Here is a 23,436-nt window from a genome sequence, read left to right as displayed (position 1 = left end):
GCATGTTTTGTATTACCTTTGCTGCTATTCTACGACCACTCGTTTTCTACCCCTTATTTTTATGAGGTTATTCTGTGGATCACTTACCCATATTCTGCCAGTTGCGCCAGCGCGATTGTTTACTGGTTGGCGGCGGGGATGTCGCCGAACGCAAAGCCCGTCTGCTGCTGGATGCTGGCGCTAACGTCACGGTCAATGCGCTCGACTTCACGCCCCAGTTTCAGGTGTGGGCTGATTCACAGATGCTAACTCTGGTGCAGGGGGAGTTTATCCCCTCGCTGCTGGATAACTGCTGGCTGGCCATCGCCGCTACTGATGATGAGACGGTCAACCAGCAGGTTAGCGAGGCGGCCGAAGCGCGGCGTATCTTCTGTAACGTGGTGGATGCCCCGCGCCAGGCCAGCTTTATCATGCCGTCGATCATCGATCGCTCGCCGCTGATGGTCGCCGTCTCCTCGGGCGGGACATCACCGGTTCTGGCGCGCCTGCTGCGCGAGAAACTGGAGTCAATTCTGCCCCTGCATCTCGGCCAGCTGGCCCGCTATGCCGGCCATCTGCGCGCGCGGGTTAAGCAGCAGTTTGCCACCGTAGGCGAGCGTCGCCGCTTCTGGGAGAAGCTGTTTGTTAACGACCGTCTGGCGCAGTCGCTGGCTAATGACGATCGGCAGGCAGTCGCGGATACCACTGAGCAGTTGCTGACGGAGCCGTTGGAGCATCGCGGCGAGGTGGTGCTGGTTGGCGCCGGCCCCGGTGACGCCGGGCTGCTCACGCTCAAAGGCCTGCAGCAGATCCAGCAGGCTGACGTGGTGGTCTATGATCGGCTGGTCTCCGATGACATCATGAATCTGGTGCGCCGCGATGCCGATCGGGTGTTCGTCGGCAAGCGCTCAGGCTACCACTGCGTCCCGCAGGAGGAGATCAACCAGATCCTGCTGCGCGAAGCGCAAAAAGGAAGACGCGTGGTCCGGCTGAAAGGCGGCGATCCCTTTATCTTTGGCCGCGGAGGGGAAGAGCTGGAGACGCTTTGCGAGGCGGGCATCCCCTTCTCCGTTGTGCCTGGCATTACCGCCGCCTCCGGCTGCTCCGCTTATTCGGGGATCCCCCTGACCCACCGCGATTTCGCGCAGGGCGTCCGCCTGGTCACTGGCCACCTGAAAACCGGCGGCGAGCTGGACTGGGCGAACCTGGCGGTGGAGAAGCAAACCCTGGTGTTCTACATGGGTCTGAACCAGGCGCCGGCGATCCGCGAGAAGCTTATCGCTCACGGCATGGCTGAAGATATGCCCGCCGCCATCGTCGAGAACGGCACCGCTGTGACGCAAAAAGTGGTCAGCGGCACCTTAGGACAACTGGATATTCTGGCGCAGCAGATGGCCAGCCCGGCGCTGATCATCGTCGGCCGCGTGGTCGGTCTGCGGGATAAACTGAACTGGTTTTCGAACCATTAACCTTGCCTCCCATAAAGTGACAGGCATAAAAAAGGGCGGGATAGCATCCCGCCCTTTTAGCTGTTGCGTCGCTTACGGCTTGGCGACAAAGCCAATCGCTTCGTATACCGCTTTCAGGGTTTGAGAAGCCCGCGCGCTGGCCTTTTCCGCACCGTCTTTCATCACCTGATTGAGAAACGCTTCGTCGTTACGGAAACGGTGATAGCGCTCCTGCAGGTCAATCAGCATGCCCGATACCGCTTCGGCGACTTCGCCTTTCAGGTGGCCATACATTTTGCCTTCAAAATGCTGTTCCAGCTCAGGAATAGTTTTCCCGGTAACCGCGGAGAGGATATCCAGCAGGTTGGAGACGCCCGCTTTCTCTTTCAGATCGTAACGCACTACCGGCGGCTCGTCGGAGTCGGTGACCGCACGTTTAATCTTCTTGACCACCGATTTCGGATCTTCCAGCAGGCCGATGACGTTGTTGCGGTTGTCGTCGGACTTGGACATCTTTTTCGTCGGCTCCAGCAGCGACATCACGCGCGCGCCGGATTTAGGGATAAACGGCTCAGGCACTTTAAAAATATCGCCGTAGATGGCGTTAAAACGCTGGGCGATATCGCGGCTTAGCTCAAGGTGCTGTTTCTGATCTTCGCCCACCGGAACCTGGTTGGTCTGGTACAGCAGAATGTCAGCGGCCATCAGTACCGGATAATCAAACAGACCGGCGTTGATGTTCTCCGCGTAGCGCGCTGACTTGTCTTTAAACTGAGTCATGCGGCTCAGTTCGCCGAAATAGGTGTAGCAGTTCAGCGCCCAGCCTAGCTGGGCATGTTCCGGCACGTGCGACTGCACGAAGATAGTGCTTTTCTGCGGGTCGATGCCGCAGGCCAGATACAGCGCCAGGGTGTCCAGCGTCGCCTTGCGCAGCTGCTGCGGATCCTGGCGCACGGTGATGGCGTGCTGGTCCACGATGCAATAGATGCAGTGGTAATCGTCCTGCATGTTTACCCACTGACGCAGCGCACCCATATAGTTGCCAATGGTCAGTTCACCTGAGGGCTGTGCGCCACTAAAAACGATGGGCTTAGTCATGTTTCAATTCCTGAGTTTCACTGTGCGGTAACCCGAGAGCGGGTAAGAGTTCGTTAAACTGGTCGAAGAGATAGTCCGGCTCGCTCAGCGCAAGCGGTTCACCATAGTTATAACCGTAGGTCAGACCAACAGAGCAGCAGCCTGCCGCTTTGGCCGCCTGAATATCATTGCGCGAATCGCCGACAAACAGCAGCTCGGCTGGAGCCAGAGAGAGCTTTTCCGCCACCAGCAGCAGCGGTTCCGGATGCGGCTTTTTATTCTGCACGTCATCGCCGCCAATCACCACGGTAAAATATTTCGCAATATCGAGCGCGTCCAACAGCGGGGCGACAAACGGCGTCGGCTTATTGGTAACCAGCGCCAGCGGCAGGCCTTTGGCATACAGCGCGCCGAGCGTATCGGCCACCGCCGGGAACAGGAAACTGCCCTCTTCCGCCGCTTCGGCGTAATAGCGGTCAAACAGTTTACGCAAAATGCGCAGCTGCTCGTCTTGCGGAATATCATGATCGTCGACGGAAGGCTTACCCATCGCCGCACGTAACGTTGCTCGCTCCTGACGAGCCCAGGTCAGCGCCCGCTCCATCAGGACATCGGCGCCGTTACCGATCCAGGTGATAACGCGTTCTTCTCCCGCCACCGGCAGCTCCAGGGCGTACAGGGCGTTATCAACCGCCGAGGTTAGACCCGGCGCGCTGTCCACCAGCGTGCCGTCGAGATCAAATGCGATGCCGCGGATCGCCTGTAATTTATCCATGACTCACCTTCGCTAATTCACTACGCATTTGATCAATGACTTGCTTGTAGTCCGGCTGACCGAAGATCGCCGAACCGGCAACAAACATATCCGCACCCGCCGCGGCGATTTCGCCGATATTGCTGGCTTTCACGCCGCCATCCACTTCCAGGCGGATGTCGTAGCCGGACGCATCGATGCGCTGGCGCACTTCACGCAGTTTATCCAGCGTCTGGGGAATAAAGGACTGGCCGCCAAAGCCCGGGTTAACCGACATCAGCAGGATCACGTCCAGCTTATCCATCACGTAATCGAGGTAGCTCAGCGGCGTCGCCGGGTTAAACACCAGGCCCGCTTTACAGCCGTGCTCTTTGATAAGCTGCAGGCTGCGATCGACGTGTTCGGAGGCTTCCGGATGGAAGGTGATAATGCTGGCGCCGGCTTCGGCAAAATCAGGAATGATGCGGTCGACCGGCTTCACCATCAGGTGAACGTCGATTGGCGCGGTAATACCGTAATTACGCAGTGACTTCAGCACCATCGGGCCAATCGTCAGGTTTGGCACGTAGTGGTTGTCCATAACGTCGAAGTGCACGACATCCGCACCCGCCGCCAGCGCCTTCGCGGTATCCTCACCCAGACGGGCAAAATCAGCCGACAGAATCGAAGGGGCAATCAAATACTGCTTCATCCGCATCTCCTTGAAATTTATTTGGTCTTAGGCGGACGGTAGAGCGCTAATAGCTCGTCCACCTTTTTACGCGTACCACCGTTGCTGCTGATGCTGCGCCGCACCTTCACAATATGCGTTTCTGCCGCGTTTTTATACCATTCCTGCGTCAGCGGCGTGCGGTGGTTGGAAATCAGCACCGGGATGCGCTTTTTCATCAGCGATTCCGCCTTTTGCGCCAGCAGTACCTGTTGTTCCAGGTTGAAACTGTTGGTGTGGTAGGCGGTAAAGTTCGCCGTCGCCGTTAGCGGCGCATAGGGCGGATCGCAATACACCACTGTGCGGCTATCCGCACGTTGCATGCACTCTTCGTAAGATTCGCAGTAAAACTCGGCGTTTTGCGCCTTCTCGGCGAAATGATAGAGCTCAGCTTCGGGGAAATAGGGCTTTTTATAACGGCCAAACGGCACATTGAACTCGCCGCGCAGATTGTAGCGGCACAGGCCATTGTAGCCGTGACGGTTCAAATACAGGAACAGCACCGCGCGACGCAGCGGATCCTGGCTTTGGTTAAATTCATCACGATACAGGTAGTAGCGCTCAGCGACGTTATTTTCCGGGGTAAACATCTCACGGGCGGCGGCGACGTATTCGTCGGTGCGCAGTTTGACGATGTTGTACAGGCCGATTAAGTCACTGTTGATATCCGCGAGGATATAACGAGAAAAGTCGGTATTAAGAAATACCGACCCGGCGCCCACAAAGGGCTCGATCAAGCACTCGCCTTCCGGCAAATGCTTTTTAATATCGTCAAGCAGGGGGAACTTTCCCCCTGCCCACTTCAGAAAAGCGCGATTCTTTTTCATGCTGCCTAACTAATTACACGTTCTCCGGCTGTGGAGAAAGCTCCGACAGCATCCTGCGCTTAAGACTACCCCACGGCATTATTTCAGGTCAGCCTGAACCTGATGCAGCGGTTTTGCCCATGGATTTTTCGCCTGCACGTCCGCCGGCAGCGAGGTGACAGCACGTTTCGCTTCATCTTTCGATGCATAGATACCGCTCACCAGCACGTACCATGGTTGGCCGTTACGCGACGTTTCATAGACAACATATTTATCCAGCTTCTCTTTCTTCGCCCAGTTGTTGAGGTTGTCGTAGTTAGAGGAGCTGCTGAGCTGCAGAGTATAGTGACCCGACGGCGCAGTTTTCATTGAGCTGACGTCACCTGCCGTCTTCCCGCTCTTCGCTGCCGGCGCTGCCGCAGCTGCCGTTGCCGCTGGCGCTGCGGTCGTCGTGGTCGGCTTGCTCTGAGCGGTGGCCACCGGTTTGCTTTCGCTGACGGACGTTTTCGCCGGAGCGGTGGTCGCCGTGCTTTCAACATGCTTCGGCTGGACCGGCTTTGATTCTACCGGCGTTTTCACCACGGCCTGTGGCTTCGGCTGCGGCTTCGCTTCGATAACGGTATGCTTACGTTCAGCCGGACGCGGGGTCGCTGCTGTCTGACGCTCGGTCGCCTGGCGCGGCGCCGCGGTGCCATTGGCGCCATTCCGGATTGGCGCGACGGTAGCCGGTTCAGTCGGCAGCGTCGAGTTAGCCACGGCGCCGTCCAGTTGGCCCTGCTGCTGGGTCAACGCATTGTTCAGATCGCCCTGAACTTCGATACGCTGCTGACCCTGCGGCGCAACCGCTGCCTGGCCCTGCGTCGGGTTCGCGGCAATAGGCGGTACCGTTACGTCCTGCTGTGAGGTGCTGTTAGCGGCGGCAGTCTGGTCCTGGCCGGCAGCAGGCATGCTGGCGGACTGGTCGTCAGACAGATTAATGCTCTTCTCGCCGGAAGCGGTCTGCTGGCTGGAAGATGATGGCGATTTCAGTGCGGAACCGATACCCACGATCAACAGCAGCAGCACCAGAATCCCCACACCCATCATGATATACTGGCGGGAGGCCGGTTTGGCCGGCGCTTTTTTACGCTTGCGCGGACGACGCTCTACAGGCTGCTCTTCGAGCATCTCCTCGTCTTGCGCATCCAGTTCTTCTTCGAACTCTTCCTCTTCACGCTCGCGACGGGCCTTACCAGCGCGCGTCGGACGGCCTTCATCGGCATCAAGATCAACATCGTCAAAATTGATCTGCGGATCGGCATCACGCTCGGAAGACTGACGGGAACGACCAGCACGACGATCGTTGCGATCGGCTTTCATATCGTCTTCTGGTTTGAAATCATCCATTTAACACCCCACTAAAAGGCTTATGCTCACGATTATTGCACATCACCCGAAATGATAACGCCGCGCGAACGCGGCCAGACCTTCTTATTGTTGCGCCTGCTGAGTATCAGCAATCGCGCCAAGAACCACATCGTGCGGCACTCCGCCGCGCAGCTCGCTGCTTCCTATTGCGAGCGGGAGCACCAGCCGCATTTCGCCAGCCAGTACCTTTTTATCGCGCATCATATGGGGCAAATACGCCTGCGCACTCATTTCCTGCGGGCCGCGTACCGGTAAGCCTGCACGCTTGAGCAGATCGATAATGCGCTGAGTATCCTGCGCGCGGAACTGCCCCAGCCGTTCGGACGTGCGTGCCGCCATCACCATACCTGCCGCCACCGCTTCGCCATGCAGCCAGTTACCGTAGCCCATTTCCGCTTCGATAGCATGGCCGAAGGTATGTCCAAGATTGAGTAAAGCACGTAACCCGGTTTCACGCTCGTCGGCTGCCACAACCTCCGCTTTCAGTTCACAGCAGCGGCGAATGCAGTACGCCATGGCGGTATCGTCCAGCGCCAGCAGCGCATCAATGTTGTTTTCCAGCCAGCTGAAGAATTCACCATCCAGGATCACCCCGTACTTGATGACCTCAGCCAGTCCGGAAGCGAGCTCGCGCTTCGGCAGAGTTTTCAGACAGTTAAGATCAACTACCACGGAAACCGGCTGCCAGAAGGCGCCAATCATGTTTTTGCCGAGAGGGTGGTTCACTGCGGTTTTGCCGCCGACCGACGAGTCGACCTGCGACAACAGGGTGGTAGGGACCTGGATGAAACGCACGCCGCGCTGATAGCTTGCCGCGGCGAAACCGGTTAAATCACCGATCACCCCCCCGCCAAGCGCCACCAGAGTGGTGTCGCGGCCATGTGGTTTTTGCAACAGCGCAGTAAACACGGTATCCATCACCGCCAGGCTTTTGTATTGCTCGCCGTCTGGCAGAATGACGCTGTCAACGTTGACCCCTGACTGCTCCAGCGCAGAGCGGACGGTATCCAGATAAAGCGGCGCCAGCGTTTCGTTGGTGACCAGCATAGCCTGGTCGCCCGACTTGAGTGGCAGGAAGGAAGCTGGATCGTTAAACAAACCAGCCGCGATGGTAATCGGGTAACTACGTTCCCCGAGGGTAACAGTAAGCCTCTCCATAACGCGACATCCACCTCAATGACTATTACTCTGACGCACTTTTATTAAGCCAGAATCAGTTGCTTTCCAGCATATGAATAATCTGGTTCGCGACGACTTTCGCACTCTGATCGTCTGTGCGGATAGTCACATCGGCGATCTCTTCATACAGCGGGTTACGCTCGTCAGCCAGCGCTTCCAGCACTTCACGAGGCGGCGCATCGACTTGTAGCAAAGGACGCTTTTTATCGCGCTGCGTACGGGCCAACTGCTTCTCGATCGTAGTTTCCAGGTAGACCACCACGCCGCGGGCGGAGAGACGGTTACGCGTTTCACGGGATTTTACAGAGCCGCCGCCAGTCGCCAGCACAATCCCCTGTTTTTCCGTCAACTCATTGATAATTTTCTCTTCACGGTCACGGAAGCCTTCTTCGCCTTCAACATCGAAGACCCAGCCCACATCAGCGCCAGTGCGTTTCTCAATCTCTTGATCAGAATCGTAAAATTCCATGTTGAGCTGTTGGGCTAACTGGCGCCCAATAGTGCTTTTGCCGGCACCCATAGGCCCAACCAGAAAGATATTGCGTTTCTCTGCCATTTTTTCGGTACTACTAAGACTATTCGTTAATGATAAACCCGCTTCGCAGACACCCAGCGCCGCAGGGCATGAACTGAAACCTCATATGCAATAGAGCGAGAGTCAGACTAAAAATTATCTCAATACTCCGGCTGGTTTGGCAACTGAATAAAATCGCCGGACAATAAAGGGAGGATTGATGTCGTACCCGACTCTCAAATCGGTACCCCTTGTATGCTAAATCCGTCCTCACGTCAAACACCTGAAACGTGTTTAGCATGAAAAACCTGCTTAACGTACTGCCAGAATCCGTGGCGTAATAAAGACAACCAGTTCGCGACGTTCATTATCTTTCCCGTCACGACGAAACAGACGTCCCAGTACCGGGATATCGCCAAGCAGCGGGACGCTGTCGCGGGCGGTTTTGTTTTTCTGCGAAAAGATGCCGCCCAACGCTAAAGTCTCGCCGCTGCGAACTTCCACCAGGGTCTCTATCTCCTGCTTATCGATGGCCAGCGCTTCGCCGTTTTCCTGCTTCAGCACCTGGCCTGGCGTATTCTCGCTTATTCGCAGCTTAAGCCGCACTCTTCCCTGCTGCAGCACCGTCGGCGTGACCTCCATGCCCAGCACCGCCTCTTTGAACTCCACCGAAGTGGCGCCGCTTTCGCCACTGGAAACCTGATAGGGGATCTCGCTTCCCTGCTTGATGCTGGCAGGCTGCATGTGGGAGGCCAATAAACGCGGGCTGGCAATAATTTCGACCTGCTGCTTGCGCTCCAGCGCGGATAGCTCCAGCTCAAGCAAGCGACCGTTGATCTTGCCGATGTTAAACCCTGCGCGGGTGCTGGCATCGTTTACCGATACATCGCTGCTTAGGGTGGTGATTTGCCCGGAGCCTGGCGGGCTTCCGGCTTCCGCAAGCCGCCACTTCACCCCCAGCTCACGAAGGCTGGTTTCGCTCATCGACACGATATGGGCGGCCAGCTCCACCTGGCCGACCGGCAGATCCATCTCCTGCGCCCAGGCCTTCAACGCCGGCAGGTGCCGGGCATCATCGCGGATCAGCAGCCGATTAGTCCGCTTGTCCGCCATCAGGTGTCCCCTGGCGCTGAGCAGCTTTCCGCCGCTTTTAGCCAGCTCTTCAGCGTCGGCAAAGTGCAGGGTCACGCTCTCCGCCTGCAGGGGCAGGTTCTGCAGGCGTTTCTCCTGTTCGGCTTCACGCTGCGCCTGATTTGCCTTTTGCCAGGCCTGAGTGTGCGCGTAGATGACCGTCCCCTGCTGTTGCAAAGAGAGACCCGCGCTATCCGCTACCGCCCGCAGCGCCTGGCTCCAGGGAACCTTCTGCAGACGCAGGGAGAGCGTGCCGCTGACGTCCGGCGCGACGACGAGGTTCTTATGGTTCATTTCGGCCAGGGCTTGCAGCACCTGAGCCACTGGCGCATCGTCAATCACCAGCGAAACCGGTTTATCATTGCGGGCGGCGGGGGCCACCACCAGCGGCAGCAGCAGAAGCAGCAGGCTTATCCATCGCATCATGTTGTTTCCCTTCACGTTGCCAGCGCCACGCTGGCGGTTCACATCCCGAAGACGTGACGATGTCCAGCTCACCGGCCGTCAGCCGGCTCACCCGCCAGCCCGTGGGCAATTGCTCATCCATGCGTACCCGTCGCCACTTTCCGTTCCCATCCTGCAGAAACCCCGTCCAGCCAGCATCATCCCCAACCGCCCCGCCATAGCGCCATTGCGAAAGCTGCGCCGTGCGGCAGGGATCCTCAACCGGCTGGAAAGGGTCACGCTCGGCCGCCAGCAGCGACAGCGGTAGCCACAGGAAGATCCAGCGTTTACCGCTCATCTTCCGCCTCCAGCAGCAGTCGCAGGCGGAGCGTCTGCGCCTCACGGCCCAGCGACAACGAACGCGGATTCATCCCGCAGCGCGCCAGCCAGGAAAAAAGCGCGGGTACCGTTGACCAGGACAGGGTCAGCTCCATCTCGCCGCCGCTTCCCTGCGGACGCCAGGCGATAAGCTTCGCTCCGGAGAGCGGAATGGCTATGGGCGAAAATGACTGCGTGTCGATGCGCGCCCCGGGATTTTCCTCGCCGGGGATGCGCAGCGCCATGATCCGCCGCCACTGCGTTTGCAACGCCGCATCACGGGTTACCGCCGCCTGCGGCGGGCGCAGATCGCGCCAGAGCGCCACGCCGCCTCCCGACAGCCCCATTGCGATCAGGATCGGCAGCCCCGTCCAGGCGCCCCGAAGGTTAATCCGCATCAGCGCGCGCTCCCGTCAGGGTAAAACTGAACTGCCAACGCCCCTCGGCGTCGCGCTGGATCCCGCCGGCTTTTGCCGGCGCGAATCCCGCGACGCGAGTCAGCGCAGCCTCCACGCTGGTTAGCGCCTGCAGGTTAAGGGCCAGGCCGTCCAGCGTGAGGAGTACGCCCTGGTACTCCAGCCGCGTCAGCCACGCCTGCGCGGGCAGATCTGCCGCCAGCGCCTGCAGCCTGGGTTGCCAGGCGGCGATCGCCGATCTGCGCTGGTACTGCTGGCGCTGCCATTGATGCTGCTGCCACGCCTCACGCATCGCCTGCTCGCGCTGCTTAAGCGAAGCGAGCAGCTGCGCGTCGGCCGTCGTGTGAAGCGTCGCCAGGAAGTCGCGCTGCAGACGCGCCGTTCGGCTCACCAGCAGGCCCATCCCGCCCAGCAGCACAATGCCGATGGTTAACAACAGGACGTAGCGCAGGCGCTGGCGGCGACGCAGGTCGCGCCAGGGAAGAAGATTAACGACATGCGTCATGCCGCCCGCCTCCCAGCGCCAGCCCAAGGGCAATGGCGTAACGATCGCCATCGGCTGGCAGCGGGGGCTGCCGACGGTGAATCACTTGCCAGACATCAAAGCGACTGGCCTCATCGCCCGCGTCAATACACAGGCGCAGCGGAACCTGAAGCTGCCCCGCCAGCTGGCTTAAGGACCCGACATCAGCGCAGGCGTCGCTGCCCCAGGCCTCACGGGTCGCCCACAGCCAGCGCTTTTCATCCCGCCACGCCAGGCCCTGGTCTGCCGCAGTCATCCAGGGGAAAAAGGCGCCGAGCGCACTGGCATCCGGTACGATGGCCGCCACCCGCAGCCGCAGCCGCCCTGCCAGCTCCCGCAGAACATTGATATCCAGCCGCTGCGCCGCCGTAACCTGCCAGCCGTCATCCCGCGAGGTGGGCGCATAATCAATACATAGCGCGGAGGCAGGCATTGCCAGCTGCTGGCTCATGGCGCTGGCTACCCACGTCGCCTGTTCCCGCTCCCGCAGGGCGAACTGGGGATACGGAAGACGCTTTTGCAGTGTGCGCACCGCGGGAAAGGCGATACTAACCTGATGCTGCGCCGGTAGCTCCCGCCGCCAGGCGGCCAGCCGCGAACCGAGTGCGCTGACGTCCGCCACCATTCCCTGACGTACCAGCCCCGGCGGCAATGGGATACGCCACCAGCGGCGCAGCGCCCAGTGTGAACGTTCATGCAATAGCGCGACAATGGCAATGCTATCCTGTTGGATATGCATTCCAAGCCGCCAGTTTCTGAAAGCCATGCTTACGATCTCCTTATCCGGCAAAACTGCCCGGCTATATCAATGCACCTGGCTTGCCTTTATACTACCGCGCGTTTGTTTATAAACTGCCCAAATAAAACTAAATGGGAAAACACCGGTGAAGTTCGTAAAGTATCTATTGATCCTTGCAGTCTGTTGCGTACTGCTGGGAGCAGGCTCGATTTTTGGCCTCTACAAATACATAGAGCCGCAACTCCCCGACGTCGCAACCCTGAAGGATGTGCGTTTGCAGATCCCGATGCAGGTCTATAGCGCCGACGGTGAGCTTATTGCGCAGTACGGCGAAAAGCGCCGTATCCCTGTGACGTTGCAGCAAATTCCCCCCGAGCTGGTGAAAGCGTTTATCGCCACCGAAGACAGCCGCTTCTATGAGCACCACGGCGTCGATCCGGTAGGTATTTTCCGCGCCGCCAGCGTGGCGATGTTTTCAGGCCACGCCTCCCAGGGCGCCAGCACCATCACCCAGCAGTTAGCGCGTAACTTCTTTCTCAGCCCCGAGAAGACGTTGATGCGTAAGATTAAAGAGGCCTTTCTGGCCATCCGCATCGAGCAGTTGCTGAATAAAGATGAAATCCTTGAGCTGTATCTGAACAAGATCTACCTCGGCTACCGCGCCTATGGCGTCGGCGCCGCGGCGCAGGTCTATTTTGGCAAACCTATCGACCAACTGACCCTGAGTGAGATGGCGGTGATTGCCGGTCTGCCGAAAGCGCCTTCCACTTTTAACCCGCTCTATTCGATGGATCGCGCGACCGCCCGTCGCAACGTGGTGCTGTCGCGTATGCTGAGCGAAGGATACATCACCCAGGCGCAATACGATGAGGCGCGCAGCGAACCCATCGACGCCAGCTATCACGCGCCGAAAATCGCCTTCTCCGCCCCTTACCTGAGTGAAATGGTGCGCCAGGAGATGGTGAATCGCTACGGCGAGCAGGCCTACGAAGACGGTTATCGGGTCTATACCACCATTACCCGCAAAAACCAGCAGGCGGCCCAGCAGGCGGTACGCAATAACGTGCTGGATTACGATATGCGTCACGGCTACCGCGGCCCGGCCAGCGTACTGTGGAAAGTCGGCGAAACGCCGTGGGAGACGAAGAAGATCGTCGATTCGCTGAAGCGTCAGTCTGGCTACGGTCCGCTTTTCCCGGCGGTGGTCACCTCCGCGAATGCCCAGGAGGCTGTCGCGCTGTTGGCTAACGGCGACTCCGTTTCGCTGACGATGGAGGGCGTGCGCTGGGCCCGTCGCTTTATCTCTGATACGCAGCAAGGGGCGACCCCGCGTAAAGTCAACGACGTTGTGCAGGCCGGGCAGCAGATCTGGGTACGCAAGGTGGGTGACAGCTGGTGGCTGTCCCAGCTCCCGGACGTCAACTCAGCGCTGGTCTCCATTAACCCGCAAAACGGCGCGATTATTGCCCTTGTCGGCGGGTTTGACTTTAACCAGAGCAAATTCAACCGCGCCACCCAGGCGCTGCGCCAGGTCGGCTCCAACATTAAACCGTTCCTCTATACCGCCGCGATGGATAAAGGCTTAACGCTGGCAAGTATGCTCAACGATGTGCCGATCTCGCGCTGGGATGCGGGCGCAGGTTCCGACTGGCGGCCGAAGAACTCGCCGCCGCAGTATGCCGGTCCGATTCGTTTACGCCAGGGCCTGGGGCAGTCGAAAAACGTGGTGATGGTGCGCGCTATGCGCGCCATGGGCGTAGACTACGCCGCCGAGTATCTGCAGCGCTTTGGCTTCCCGGCGCAGAACATTGTCCACACGGAATCGTTGGCGCTGGGCTCAGCCTCCTTTACGCCCCTGCAGGTCGCTCGCGGTTATTCGGTGATGGCCAACGGCGGCTTCCTGGTCAATCCTTTCTTTATCAGTAAGATTGAGAACGATCAGGGCGGGGTCCTCTTCGAGGAGCGTCCGAAAATTGCCTGTCCGCAGTGTGATTTACCGGTAATTTACGGCGATACGCCAAAATCCAACGTGCTGGAAAACAAGGATGTGGAAGATGTCGCCACCTCCGCGGAACCGCAGAATGGCAACGTGCCGCCGCAGCCGCAGCTGGAGCAGGCCAACCAGTCGCTGGTCGCGCAGAGCGGCGCACAGGAATACGCGCCGCATGTGATTAACACACCGCTGGCCTTCCTGATCAAGAGCGCGCTGAACAGCAACATCTTTGGCGAGCCGGGCTGGATGGGCACCGGCTGGCGCGCCGGACGCGATCTGCAGCGGCATGACATCGGTGGGAAAACCGGGACCACCAACAGCTCGAAGGACGCCTGGTTCTCAGGCTACGGACCGGGCGTGGTGACCTCGGTTTGGATCGGCTTTGACGATCATCGTCGCGATCTTGGCCGGACCACCGCCTCCGGAGCGATTAAAGATCAGATCTCTGGCTATGAAGGCGGTGCCAAAAGCGCCCAGCCGGCCTGGGACAGCTTTATGAAGAGCGTGCTGGAAGGCGTTCCGGAAGAACCGTTAACTCCGCCGCCGGGTATCGTCACGGTGAATATCGACCGCAGCACCGGTCAGTTGGCGAATGGGGGCAATAGCCGGGCGGAGTACTTTATTGAAGGAACCCAGCCCACCCAGCAGGCAGTCCGTGAGGTGGGCACCACCCTGACTGACGGCGGCGGTGAAACCCACGAATTGTTCTGACAAAAAAAGCGCCTGCGGGCGCTTTTTTATTGCTACTTAGCGTGGACGCTCGTTCAGAGTCGGCCCTGGGCCTGCAGCCATTCCCGCACTAAAAACAGCGCGCTGACGTTACGGGCCTCGTTAAAATCTTCTTCATCCAGCAGCGACATCAGCTGCGCCAGCGGCCAGCGCACCTGCGGTAGCGGCTCAGGTTCATCGCCCGGCAGTGACTCCGGATAGAGATCTTCCGCCACCATGATATTCATTTTGCTGGAGAAGTAGGAGGGGGCCATACTGAGCTTCTTCAAAAACGTCAGCTTATTGGCGCCATAGCCAACCTCTTCTTTCAGCTCGCGATTGGCCGCTTCATCCACGGTTTCACCTGGATCAATCAGCCCTTTGGAGAAGCCCAGCTCGTAGGACTCCGTCCCCACGGCATACTCACGAATCAAAATAATGTGATCATCCACAATCGGCACAATCATCACCGCTTCACGGGTGGAAGGCCGCATACGTTCATAAACGCGACGCACACCGTTGCTGAACTCCAGATCGACGCTTTCGACATTAAAGAGGCGCGAACGGGCGACAGTTTCAACATTGAGAATGGTGGGTTTTTGTAATGATTTGCTCATTGTCATCGGTCTATGCTGTGATTAAGCAGTCATTGTGCGATACGCAACACGCTTTCGGCAATCCAAATTGCTACTTATTTACAGAGTTGTAACCTTTTCCCTTCAGGGGGAAAAGTAATAAAGATAAAAAAGTCAATAGCTTGAATTCGCTTTGAGAATTTACCGATTTCTGCGCTTTAACGTTTTTGGTAAGCTTGTGCGCTGCTGCATGACATATTCACTACCCTGTAAGCAGGTGCGCCGCTAACACTGCAGCTTGACGTTAGTCTTCACGTTCACCGACGATTTCGTAAGAAAAAAATAACTTTGATGGGATGGGCATGGGCACCTTTCTGATATTCCTTACAGCTCTGCTAATCTGCGTATTGCTCATCGGATGGTGGTATCGCGCTCACGCCAGACGCCGCCGACTCCCCCTACTGCACGCCTTTAGCGACGCTACCACGCGGCAGCTTCCTGCGGATGAGCGCCAGGCTATTGAGAAGTATGTTGCCGAGTTGAGCCACGCCCAGCAGGTGCCGGCGTCCGGTGCGACCAGCGCGCCTGTCGCTCTGGCGCTGAACGAACAGAGTGATACCGTCTATGCGGTGACACGCGCCATCACCCGCTACGGGATCACCACCGACGCGCCGAATAAATGGCGCTATTTCCTCGATTCGGTTGAAGTTCATCTGCCGCCGTTCTGGGAACAGCATATCAACGATGAAAACAGCGTCGAGCTGATCCCCACCGACAGCCTGCCGCTGGTTATCACCCTTAACGGTCATAGCCTGAGCGACTATCGCCAGGAAGCGCAAAGCTACGCCCTGGAACGCGCTTCGGCCACCCAGGCCTCCATTCGCGGCGAAGAGAGCGAGCAGGTAGAGTTGCGGCAGATCCGTCGGGAAACGCCTGAAGAACACGCTCTGAATCGCCCGGACGGGCTGCGCGAAGCGATCCTGATCGTCGCCTCCTTTCTGTTCTTTTATTTCAGCCTGATTGGGCCAGCTGTCTTTACCCCCTGGCTGGTCGCCGCAGGTTTGTTGCTGCTCGCCGCCGGACTGTGGGGGATTTATGCCCCGCCGCGTCGCGCCGCGCTGCGCGAAATCCATTGCCTGCGGGGCGTCCCTAAGCGCTGGGGATTGTTTGGCGAAAACGATCAGGAGCAGATCAATAACATCTCGCTGGGCATTATCGATCTCATCTATCCGCGCCACTGGCAACCCTGGATTGCCCAGGACCTGGGGCAGCAGACCGATATTGATATCTATCTCAACCGCCACGTGGCCCGTCAGGGACGCTACCTGTCGCTTCATGATGAAGTGAAAAACTTCCCGCTGCAGTACTGGCTACGCAGCGCGATTATCGCCGCCGGCGCCCTGGTGGTGGTGATTATGCTGTGGGCCAGCGTACCGTTGAATATGCCGTTTAAGTTCACCCTGTCGTGGCTGAAGGGCGCGCAAACGATTGAAGCCACTACCGTCAGCCAGCTGGAAAAAGCCCATGTGCGCATTGGCGATACGCTGCGCCTGACCGGTACCGGGATGTGTAACATCCGCACGCCGGGCAGTTGGTCCGCCAAAGAGGATTCGCCGTTCCTGCCTTTCGATTGTTCACAGATTGTGTGGAACGACGCCCCTCCTCTGCCGCTGCCGGAGTCTGACATTGTCAGCAAAGCGACCGCCCTGATGCAGTCCGTCCAGCGCCAGCTGCACCCGGAAACCGACGATGATTCCCGCGTCAGCCCTGCCCTACGCTCCGCCATTCAGAAATCAGGCATGGTGCTACTGGATGATTTCGGCGATATCGTGCAGAAAACTAACGATCTCTGCTCGGCAAAGGATGATTGCCTGCGACTGAAGAATGCGTTGGTCAATCTTGGCAATACCCGTAACTGGGAAACGTTAACCAAGCGCGCCACCGCCGGCAAGCTGGATGGCGTGAACGTGCTGCTGCGGCCGGTCAGCGCCGAGTCGCTGGAGAATCTGGTGACCACCTCAACCGCGCCCTTTGTGATACGCGAAACCTCACGGGCCGCGCAGGCGCTGAACAGCCCGGCTCCCGGCGGTTTTCTTATCGCCAGCGATGAGGGCAGCGTACTGGTCAATCAGCCGTGGCCGGCGGTGAGTCTGTATGATTATCCGGCCCATGAGCAGTGGGGCGAACTGCGGCGGCTGGCCGGTATGCTCATGCATACCCCCTTCCATGCCGAAGGTATCGTTACCAACCTGTTTACTGACGCCAACGGCACGCAGCATATCAACCTGCATCGCATCCCCGACCGCAGCGGCCTGTGGCGTTATCTGGGCATCACCCTGCTGCTGTCAATGGTGGGGTGCACGGCTTACCACGCCGTGCAGGCCCTGCGTCGTTATCAACGCCATCGTCAGCGTATGGAAGAGATTCAGAAATATTACGAAAGCTGCCTTAATCCGGTTTTGCTCCCCTCATCTGACTCGCAAGATTAATTTTCCCGGCGACAGGGTGTGATACCCTGTCGCCCATTTTCCGCTCGCTGGAGAGTCATCATGCACTTTGATATCGCCTGGCAGGAGGTCGATACCGTTCTGCTGGATATGGACGGCACGCTCCTGGACCTCGCCTTCGACAACTACTTCTGGCAAACGCTGGTGCCTGAAACCTGGGGGGCCGCCCGCGGCCTCAATTTGCAGGAGGCGAAAGACGCCATGCGCCAGGAGTATCACGCCGTGCAGCATACGCTAAACTGGTACTGTCTGGATTACTGGAGCGAGCGCCTGGGTTTGGATATTTGTGCGATGACCAGCGAACAAGGTCCGCGCGCCACGCTGCGCGAGGATACCGTGCCGTTCCTTGATGCGCTCAAGGCCTGCGGTAAGCGACGCATTCTGTTGACCAATGCCCATCCCCACAATCTGGCGGTGAAGCTCAAACACACCGGCCTGGACGCGCACCTTGATTTATTACTTTCCACCCACACATTTGGTTATCCGAAAGAGGAGCAGCGTCTGTGGCGCGCCGTGGCGGAGGAAACTGGCCTTGAGGCGCACAAAACGCTGTTTGTCGACGACAGCGAGGCGATACTGGATGCCGCGAGGGAGTTTGGCATTCGTTACTGCCTGGGTATTACCAATCCTGACTCCGGACTGGCGGAAAAGCAGTATCTGCGCCATCCGGGGCTGAATGATTACCGACGACTGATCCCTTCGCTTACCCCGAAGGAGAGGCGATGAAAGAAAAGCCCACCGAAACCGTCAGACTGGACAAATGGCTTTGGGCCGCCCGCTTTTACAAAACCCGCGCGCTGGCGCGGGAAATGATTGAAGGCGGCAAGGTGCATTACAACGGACAACGTAGCAAACCCGGAAAAATCGTCGAACTCGACGCCATGCTGACGCTGCGCCAGGGCAACGACGAGCGGACGGTGCGCATTATCGGTATTACCGAACAGCGCCGCCCGGCAAGCGAAGCCGTCAACCTGTATGCAGAGACGGCGGAGAGTATCGAGAAGCGTGAAAAAATGGCCCTGGCGCGCAAAATGAACGCCCTGACCATGCCGCACCCTGACAGACGTCCGGACAAGAAAGAGCGCCGCGACCTGATGAGATTTAAACACGGCGAGAGTGAATAACTCGCGCCAGAAAGAGAGATGATTATGACTCAACACGATCAATTACATCGTTATCTGTTTGAAAACTATGCCGTGCGCGGCGAGCTGGTGACGGTGTCGGAAACCCTGGAACAGATTCTGGCGAATCACACCTATCCCCAACCGGTCAAAACGGTGCTGGCGGAGCTGTTGGTCGCCACCAGTCTGCTGACCGCGACGCTGAAGTTTGCCGGCGACATTACCGTACAGCTGCAGGGGGATGGCCCTTTACAGCTGGCGGTGATCAACGGCAATAACCAGCAGCAGCTGCGCGGCGTCGCGCGCGTGCAGGGCGAGATTGCGGACGATGCGGATCTGAAAACGATGGTCGGCAACGGCTACCTGGTCATTACCATCTCTCCGGAAGAAGGTGAGCGCTATCAGGGCGTGGTCGGTCTGGAAGGCGATACGCTGGCCGCCTGCCTGGAAGATTATTTCCAGCGTTCAGAGCAGCTGCCGACGCGCCTTATCATCCGCACCGGCGATCATGAAGGCCAGCCGATGGCGGGCGGGATGCTGCTGCAGGTGATGCCGGCGCAGGATGCCCAGACTGCCGACTTCGAGCACCTGGCGACGCTTACCGAGACCATTAAGGCGGAAGAGCTGTTCACCCTGCCGGCAAATGATGTGCTGTGGCGCCTGTATCATGAAGAAGAAGTCACGGTCTACGACCCGCAGAGCGTGGAGTTCAAGTGCACCTGCTCCCGCGAACGCTGTGCCGGCGCGCTGAAGACGCTGCCGGATGAAGAGATTGATAGCATCCTCGCCGACGAAGGCGAAATTGACATGCACTGCGACTACTGCGGTAACCACTATATCTTCAATGCCATGGACATCGCCGAGATCCGTAATAACGCCTCTCCGGCCGATCCGCAGGTTCATTAATCCCCGCATCTTTCTCAGGCACAGGGCGGCAATGTTGTTTGTCGCGTTGTGCCTGACTTTTAATTTATTCGCGAGTTGAATCGATTTTCCCTGAAAGAGTTACGTAATTTAATTTCAGGAAAGCGATTACATTCACATTTCGGCAGTTTTTTTAATTACTTTTTAACCATTGAGAAACATCTAACCCCACCATCCGCCCATTTCCTGAGATAATCCACTCCACTTCGTGACAGGAGTCACCGTTTTTATCGTCATTCTGAGGAATGTCGAGATACGTAAATCTATGAGCCTGGTCGCGGTCAATACCCGGCAATTAACCCTACAATTTACAGCAGTACATCTTGGCTAAGGAGCAGTGACATGCGCGTTAATCATGGTTTAACCCCGCAGGATCTCAAGGCTTATGGTATCAATGACGTCCAGGATATCGTCCACAACCCCAGCTACGACATGTTGTTTCAGGAAGAGCTCGACCCGAACCTGGAAGGCTACGAACGTGGCGTATTAACCACTCTGGGTGCTATCGCCGTCGACACGGGCATTTTTACCGGTCGTTCTCCGAAAGATAAGTATCTCGTGCGCGACGACACCACCCGCGACACCGTCTGGTGGTCCGATAAAGGCAAAGGTAAAAACGACAACAAGCCGCTTTCGCAGGAAACCTGGCAGCATCTGAAAGGGCTGGTGACCCAGCAACTGTCCGGTAAACGCCTGTTTATCGTCGACGCTTTCTGCGGCGCCAACGCCGATACCCGTCTCAGCGTACGTTTCATTACCGAAGTGGCCTGGCAGGCGCACTTCGTTAAAAACATGTTCATCCGTCCGAGCGATGAAGAGCTGGCTGAATTCGAGCCCGACTTCATCGTGATGAACGGCGCGAAATGCACCAATCCGCAGTGGAAAGAGCAGGGCCTCAATTCGGAAAACTTCGTCGCCTTCAACCTCACCGAGCGCATTCAGTTGATCGGCGGCACCTGGTACGGCGGCGAGATGAAGAAAGGGATGTTCTCGATCATGAACTACCTGCTGCCGCTGAAGGGCATCGCCTCCATGCACTGCTCAGCCAACGTCGGCGAGAAAGGCGATGTCGCCATTTTCTTCGGCCTCTCAGGCACCGGCAAAACCACCCTCTCCACCGACCCGAAACGCCGCCTGATTGGCGATGACGAACATGGCTGGGATGACGACGGCGTGTTTAACTTCGAAGGGGGCTGCTACGCCAAGACCATCAAGCTCTCTGAAGCGGCCGAGCCGGATATCTATCACGCCATCCGCCGCAACGCCCTGCTGGAAAACGTGGTGGTACGCGCCGACGGCACGGTCGATTTCGATGACGGTTCAAAGACCGAAAATACCCGCGTCTCCTACCCCATCGACCACATCGACAACATTGTTAAGCCGGTGTCTATAGCGGGTCACGCTACCAAAGTGATCTTCCTGACGGCCGATGCGTTCGGCGTCCTGCCGCCGGTCTCCCGCCTGACCGCCGACCAGACGCAGTACCATTTCCTGTCCGGGTTTACCGCCAAACTGGCCGGCACCGAGCGCGGCGTAACCGAACCCACGCCAACCTTCTCCGCCTGCTTCGGCGCCGCCTTCCTGTCGCTGCACCCGACGCAGTACGCCGAAGTGCTGGTCAAACGCATGCAGGCGGCTGGCGCGCAGGCTTATCTGGTCAATACCGGCTGGAACGGCACCGGCAAGCGCATCTCGATTAAAGATACCCGCGCGATCATCGACGCCATCCTCAATGGCTCGCTGGACAACGCGGAGACCTTTACCCTGCCGATGTTTAACCTGCAGATCCCGACGGCGCTCCCGGGCGTGGATACCCACATCCTCGATCCGCGCAGCACCTATGGTTCCCCGGAGCAGTGGCAGGAAAAAGCCGACCAGCTGGCGAAGCTGTTTATTGAGAATTTTGAGAAGTATACCGATACGCCAGCGGGCGCCGCGCTGGTGGCGGCAGGACCGCAGCGCTAACGGGCGCAAAGGTGAAAAAGCCGGGCTTGCCCGGCTTTTTATTGTGCAACATCCTGAGCAGCTAACCGCGGGCGCGATCAGCTCTCCCTGGCGGGTTTCATCGGCGCCAGCATCCGGTGCACCGGCAGCCAGGCGCGGATCAGTAACCCGCCGCGTTCGCTGGAGCCAATCTCCAGCCGGCCGTTGTGATTGTCGATAATACGCTGAACAATCGCCAACCCCAGCCCGGTGCCGCTGGTGCTGCGGGCGCTGTCGCCGCGTACAAACGGCTGAAACAGGTGCTCCCGCTGCTCAGGTTTAATCCCCGGTCCGTCATCTTCTACCTGGAACCAGGCCCGGCTCGCTTCGCTGCCGCTGCTGACCTTGATCCAGCCATTGCCATAGCGGGCCGCGTTGACCACCATATTCGCCAGCGCGCGCTTGATAGACAGCGGGTGCATACGTACCGGAATTTCGCCGGCCTGCAGGGCGGTGGCGATTTCCCGCTCATAGCCGCTCTCCGCAGCGATCACTTCCCCCAGCACCGCATTCAGATCCGCCAGCTCCATCGGCATCTCCTGCCCGGTGCGCAGATAGTCGATAAACTGCTCGATGATGGCGTTGCACTCTTCGATATCTTTGTTGATCGACTCCGCGAGATAGCCGTCCTGCTCGCCCATCATCTCGGTGGCCAGACGAATGCGGGTCAGCGGGGTTCGTAAATCATGACTGACCCCGGCCATCAGCAGCGTACGGTCATCAGCCAGCTGCTTCACGCCCGCCGCCATATGGTTAAAGGCGCGCGTCACCGAACGCACTTCGGAGGCGCCATACTCGCGCAGCGGCGGCGGAATAATGCCGCGCCCGACCTGCAGCGCCGCGTGCTCCAGATCCACCAACGGGCGGTTCTGAATACGAATAAACAGCCAGGCGCCGCCTATCGCCAGCAGCATGATCGCCAGGGTATAGCGGAACAGCGGCGAGAAGTCGCCCTGATGGATCTCGGTCAGCGGCACCCGCACCCAGATATTGGGCGACAGCCAGGTCTTCAGCCACACCACAGGGGAGCTTTTATTGACCTCTACCCGCACCTCTGTGGGGCCACCAAGCTGATGGGCCATCTGCTGACTTAAGAATTCATAATGCTGCGCCCAGCGCAGGCCTGCGTCTTCCGCCGCTTCATTGGAATAGAGCGAAATCCCCAGCTCGCGATAAATTTCACGACGAAACGCCGGGGGCACCACCAGCTGGGTGCCATCCTCCAGCTGCAGTTTGTCGGTCATCAGCATACGCACTTCGTAGGCTAACACTTTATTAAACTGCTGGAGACTCGGCAGGATCGCGAAATTCAGTACCACCAGATAGGTCGTCACCAGGCTGACGAACAGCAAGGTGACGATCAGGAGCAGTGTGCGAGCAAAGGAGCTGCGCGGCGAAAAGCGCACGCGTTTCATGCCTTAGAACCGTCCGGGACGAAGACGTAGCCCAGACCCCAGACGGTCTGGATGTAGCGCGGATGCGCCGGGTCCTCTTCCACCATGCGGCGCAGGCGGGAGATCTGTACGTCGATGGAGCGCTCCATCGCAGAGTATTCGCGGCCGCGGGCGAGGTTCATCAGCTTATCGCGCGACAGCGGCTCACGGGGATGGCTCACCAGCGCCTTCAGGACCGCGAATTCGCCGCTGGTCAACGGCATCGGCTCGTCTTCACGGAACATCTCGCGGGTACCCAGGTTCAGTTTGAATTTACCAAAGGCGATAACCGCCTCTTCCTGCGACGGCGCGCCCGGCAGCTCGTTCGCCTGGCGGCGCAGCACCGCCCGGATGCGGGCCAGCAGTTCGCGCGGGTTAAACGGCTTCGGAATATAGTCGTCAGCCCCGATCTCCAGGCCCACGATCCGATCGACCTCTTCGCCTTTCGCCGTCACCATAATGATCGGCATCGGGTTACTCTGGCTGCGCAGACGACGGCAGATAGAGAGACCATCTTCGCCCGGCAGCATCAGATCCAGCACCATCAGGTGGAAGGATTCACGGGTTAACAGACGATCCATCTGTTCGGCGTTCGCCACGCTACGAACCTGGAAGCCCTGCTCGGTCAGATAACGCTCGAGCAGCGCACGCAGGCGCATGTCGTCATCCACAACCAGAATCTTATAATTCTCTTGCATTGTTTGTACTCCCAAAGGTTCACTGCAATAGTCAGTGCGTATTCTCAAAA

General features: G+C 58.4%; 22 protein-coding genes. 7 read left to right on the top strand and 15 right to left on the bottom strand.

From position 1 onward, the window contains the following. The first annotated feature begins 74 nt into the window (after positions 1–74). Entirely contained in the window at positions 75–1,448 is a 1,374-nt protein-coding gene (gene cysG, locus KB890_RS16195) for a siroheme synthase CysG (protein WP_002920252.1), read from the top strand. A gap of 72 nt (positions 1,449–1,520) precedes the next feature. On the opposite strand, the gene trpS is transcribed toward cysG, so the two are convergent. The 12 genes from trpS to KB890_RS16135 all read right to left on the bottom strand — a co-directional run bounded on the left by trpS (position 1,521) and on the right by KB890_RS16135 (position 11,471). Continuing rightward, positions 1,521–2,525, bottom strand: coding sequence for a tryptophan--tRNA ligase (gene trpS, locus KB890_RS16190; RefSeq protein ID WP_002920253.1), 1,005 nt, complete (start codon positions 2,523–2,525; stop codon positions 1,521–1,523). Continuing rightward, positions 2,518–3,279, bottom strand: coding sequence for a phosphoglycolate phosphatase (gph, locus tag KB890_RS16185; RefSeq protein WP_002920257.1), 762 nt, complete (start codon positions 3,277–3,279; stop codon positions 2,518–2,520). Before gph ends, trpS begins: the two co-directional genes overlap by 8 nt. Then, a complete protein-coding gene (gene rpe, locus KB890_RS16180; protein ID WP_002920259.1) occupies positions 3,272–3,949 on the bottom strand; it encodes a ribulose-phosphate 3-epimerase in 678 nt (225 codons plus the stop codon). Before rpe ends, gph begins: the two co-directional genes overlap by 8 nt. A 17-nt stretch (positions 3,950–3,966) precedes the next feature. Then, a complete protein-coding gene (dam, locus tag KB890_RS16175; protein ID WP_002920260.1) occupies positions 3,967–4,794 on the bottom strand; it encodes an adenine-specific DNA-methyltransferase in 828 nt (275 codons plus the stop codon). Between the two features lie 78 nt (positions 4,795–4,872). Beyond that, a complete protein-coding gene (damX, locus tag KB890_RS16170) occupies positions 4,873–6,159 on the bottom strand; it encodes a cell division protein DamX (protein ID WP_020323919.1) in 1,287 nt (428 codons plus the stop codon). Between the two features lie 84 nt (positions 6,160–6,243). Further along, the gene (aroB, locus tag KB890_RS16165) at positions 6,244–7,338 is read right to left on the bottom strand and encodes a 3-dehydroquinate synthase (RefSeq protein ID WP_002920264.1); all 1,095 of its coding nucleotides are present in this window, start codon (positions 7,336–7,338) and stop codon (positions 6,244–6,246) included. A gap of 55 nt (positions 7,339–7,393) precedes the next feature. After that, complete coding sequence (gene aroK / locus KB890_RS16160; RefSeq protein ID WP_002920267.1) at positions 7,394–7,915, bottom strand: shikimate kinase AroK; 522 nt, start codon at positions 7,913–7,915, stop codon at positions 7,394–7,396. Positions 7,916–8,185: 270 nt separating this feature from the next. Beyond that, a complete protein-coding gene (gene hofQ / locus KB890_RS16155; protein ID WP_014906844.1) occupies positions 8,186–9,430 on the bottom strand; it encodes a DNA uptake porin HofQ in 1,245 nt (414 codons plus the stop codon). Beyond that, positions 9,363–9,746 (bottom strand): HofP DNA utilization family protein, encoded by a 384-nt coding sequence (locus tag KB890_RS16150; RefSeq protein WP_004889465.1) that lies wholly within the window; start codon positions 9,744–9,746, stop codon positions 9,363–9,365. Before KB890_RS16150 ends, hofQ begins: the two co-directional genes overlap by 68 nt. Then, positions 9,736–10,164, bottom strand: coding sequence for a HofO family protein (locus KB890_RS16145; protein WP_020323928.1), 429 nt, complete (start codon positions 10,162–10,164; stop codon positions 9,736–9,738). Before KB890_RS16145 ends, KB890_RS16150 begins: the two co-directional genes overlap by 11 nt. Beyond that, entirely contained in the window at positions 10,154–10,687 is a 534-nt protein-coding gene (locus tag KB890_RS16140) for a PilN domain-containing protein (protein WP_020323930.1), read from the bottom strand. Before KB890_RS16140 ends, KB890_RS16145 begins: the two co-directional genes overlap by 11 nt. Beyond that, a complete protein-coding gene (locus tag KB890_RS16135) occupies positions 10,671–11,471 on the bottom strand; it encodes a type IV pilus biogenesis protein PilM (RefSeq protein WP_020323926.1) in 801 nt (266 codons plus the stop codon). The genes KB890_RS16140 and KB890_RS16135 overlap by 17 nt, the downstream gene beginning before the upstream one ends. A 118-nt stretch (positions 11,472–11,589) precedes the next feature. Here KB890_RS16135 and mrcA point away from each other — a divergent pair, with 118 nt between their 5' ends. Further along, on the top strand, positions 11,590–14,148 hold the full coding sequence (gene mrcA / locus KB890_RS16130) for a peptidoglycan glycosyltransferase/peptidoglycan DD-transpeptidase MrcA (RefSeq protein ID WP_004185951.1): 2,559 nt from the start codon (positions 11,590–11,592) through the stop codon (positions 14,146–14,148). Between the two features lie 53 nt (positions 14,149–14,201). On the opposite strand, the gene nudE is transcribed toward mrcA, so the two are convergent. Further along, the gene (nudE, locus tag KB890_RS16125; protein WP_002920321.1) at positions 14,202–14,762 is read right to left on the bottom strand and encodes an ADP compounds hydrolase NudE; all 561 of its coding nucleotides are present in this window, start codon (positions 14,760–14,762) and stop codon (positions 14,202–14,204) included. Positions 14,763–15,082: 320 nt separating this feature from the next. Between nudE and KB890_RS16120 the strand changes: the two genes are divergently transcribed. The 5 genes from KB890_RS16120 to pckA all read left to right on the top strand — a co-directional run bounded on the left by KB890_RS16120 (position 15,083) and on the right by pckA (position 21,237). Continuing rightward, entirely contained in the window at positions 15,083–17,209 is a 2,127-nt protein-coding gene (locus tag KB890_RS16120) for an intracellular growth attenuator family protein (RefSeq protein ID WP_103809532.1), read from the top strand. Positions 17,210–17,269: 60 nt separating this feature from the next. Continuing rightward, positions 17,270–17,953, top strand: a complete 684-nt coding sequence (gene yrfG, locus KB890_RS16115; RefSeq protein ID WP_020323924.1) for a GMP/IMP nucleotidase — start codon at positions 17,270–17,272, stop codon at positions 17,951–17,953. Then, a complete protein-coding gene (gene hslR, locus KB890_RS16110) occupies positions 17,950–18,351 on the top strand; it encodes a ribosome-associated heat shock protein Hsp15 (protein ID WP_004181457.1) in 402 nt (133 codons plus the stop codon). Before yrfG ends, hslR begins: the two co-directional genes overlap by 4 nt. An 18-nt stretch (positions 18,352–18,369) precedes the next feature. Then, positions 18,370–19,254 carry an Hsp33 family molecular chaperone HslO gene (gene hslO / locus KB890_RS16105; RefSeq protein ID WP_004188324.1) on the top strand — a complete coding sequence of 295 codons (885 nt, stop codon included), beginning with the start codon at positions 18,370–18,372 and terminating at the stop codon, positions 19,252–19,254. A 360-nt stretch (positions 19,255–19,614) separates the two neighbouring features. Next, positions 19,615–21,237: a phosphoenolpyruvate carboxykinase (ATP) gene (gene pckA / locus KB890_RS16100; RefSeq protein WP_004181458.1), complete on the top strand. Its 1,623-nt coding sequence runs from the start codon at positions 19,615–19,617 to the stop codon at positions 21,235–21,237. Between the two features lie 77 nt (positions 21,238–21,314). Here pckA and envZ read toward each other — a convergent pair whose 3' ends face one another. Together envZ and ompR are read right to left on the bottom strand one after the other, a co-directional pair. Further along, on the bottom strand, positions 21,315–22,670 hold the full coding sequence (envZ, locus tag KB890_RS16095) for a two-component system sensor histidine kinase EnvZ (RefSeq protein WP_002920333.1): 1,356 nt from the start codon (positions 22,668–22,670) through the stop codon (positions 21,315–21,317). Further along, positions 22,667–23,386, bottom strand: a complete 720-nt coding sequence (gene ompR / locus KB890_RS16090) for an osmolarity response regulator transcription factor OmpR (protein ID WP_001157751.1) — start codon at positions 23,384–23,386, stop codon at positions 22,667–22,669. Before ompR ends, envZ begins: the two co-directional genes overlap by 4 nt. Positions 23,387–23,436: the final 50 nt, after the last annotated feature.

It is taken from the genome of Klebsiella sp. P1954 (assembly GCF_018199955.1).
In the GTDB taxonomy this organism is placed as follows: domain Bacteria; phylum Pseudomonadota; class Gammaproteobacteria; order Enterobacterales; family Enterobacteriaceae; genus Klebsiella; species Klebsiella pneumoniae.
This window is presented reverse-complemented; position numbering and strand designations above follow the sequence as displayed.

Coding starts and splice junctions, on each gene's coding strand:
- trpS (WP_002920253.1), bottom strand. CDS start 2,525: ATGACTAAGCCCATCGTTTTTAGTGGCGCACAGCCCTCAGGTGAACTG.
- gph (WP_002920257.1), bottom strand. CDS start 3,279: ATGGATAAATTACAGGCGATCCGCGGCATCGCATTTGATCTCGACGGC.
- rpe (WP_002920259.1), bottom strand. CDS start 3,949: ATGAAGCAGTATTTGATTGCCCCTTCGATTCTGTCGGCTGATTTTGCC.
- dam (WP_002920260.1), bottom strand. CDS start 4,794: ATGAAAAAGAATCGCGCTTTTCTGAAGTGGGCAGGGGGAAAGTTCCCC.
- damX (WP_020323919.1), bottom strand. CDS start 6,159: ATGGATGATTTCAAACCAGAAGACGATATGAAAGCCGATCGCAACGAT.
- aroB (WP_002920264.1), bottom strand. CDS start 7,338: ATGGAGAGGCTTACTGTTACCCTCGGGGAACGTAGTTACCCGATTACC.
- aroK (WP_002920267.1), bottom strand. CDS start 7,915: ATGGCAGAGAAACGCAATATCTTTCTGGTTGGGCCTATGGGTGCCGGC.
- hofQ (WP_014906844.1), bottom strand. CDS start 9,430: ATGATGCGATGGATAAGCCTGCTGCTTCTGCTGCTGCCGCTGGTGGTG.
- KB890_RS16150 (WP_004889465.1), bottom strand. CDS start 9,746: ATGAGCGGTAAACGCTGGATCTTCCTGTGGCTACCGCTGTCGCTGCTG.
- KB890_RS16145 (WP_020323928.1), bottom strand. CDS start 10,164: ATGCGGATTAACCTTCGGGGCGCCTGGACGGGGCTGCCGATCCTGATC.
- KB890_RS16140 (WP_020323930.1), bottom strand. CDS start 10,687: ATGACGCATGTCGTTAATCTTCTTCCCTGGCGCGACCTGCGTCGCCGC.
- KB890_RS16135 (WP_020323926.1), bottom strand. CDS start 11,471: ATGGCTTTCAGAAACTGGCGGCTTGGAATGCATATCCAACAGGATAGC.
- nudE (WP_002920321.1), bottom strand. CDS start 14,762: ATGAGCAAATCATTACAAAAACCCACCATTCTCAATGTTGAAACTGTC.
- KB890_RS16120 (WP_103809532.1), top strand. CDS start 15,083: ATGGGCACCTTTCTGATATTCCTTACAGCTCTGCTAATCTGCGTATTG.
- yrfG (WP_020323924.1), top strand. CDS start 17,270: ATGCACTTTGATATCGCCTGGCAGGAGGTCGATACCGTTCTGCTGGAT.
- hslR (WP_004181457.1), top strand. CDS start 17,950: ATGAAAGAAAAGCCCACCGAAACCGTCAGACTGGACAAATGGCTTTGG.
- hslO (WP_004188324.1), top strand. CDS start 18,370: ATGATTATGACTCAACACGATCAATTACATCGTTATCTGTTTGAAAAC.
- pckA (WP_004181458.1), top strand. CDS start 19,615: ATGCGCGTTAATCATGGTTTAACCCCGCAGGATCTCAAGGCTTATGGT.
- envZ (WP_002920333.1), bottom strand. CDS start 22,670: ATGAAACGCGTGCGCTTTTCGCCGCGCAGCTCCTTTGCTCGCACACTG.
- ompR (WP_001157751.1), bottom strand. CDS start 23,386: ATGCAAGAGAATTATAAGATTCTGGTTGTGGATGACGACATGCGCCTG.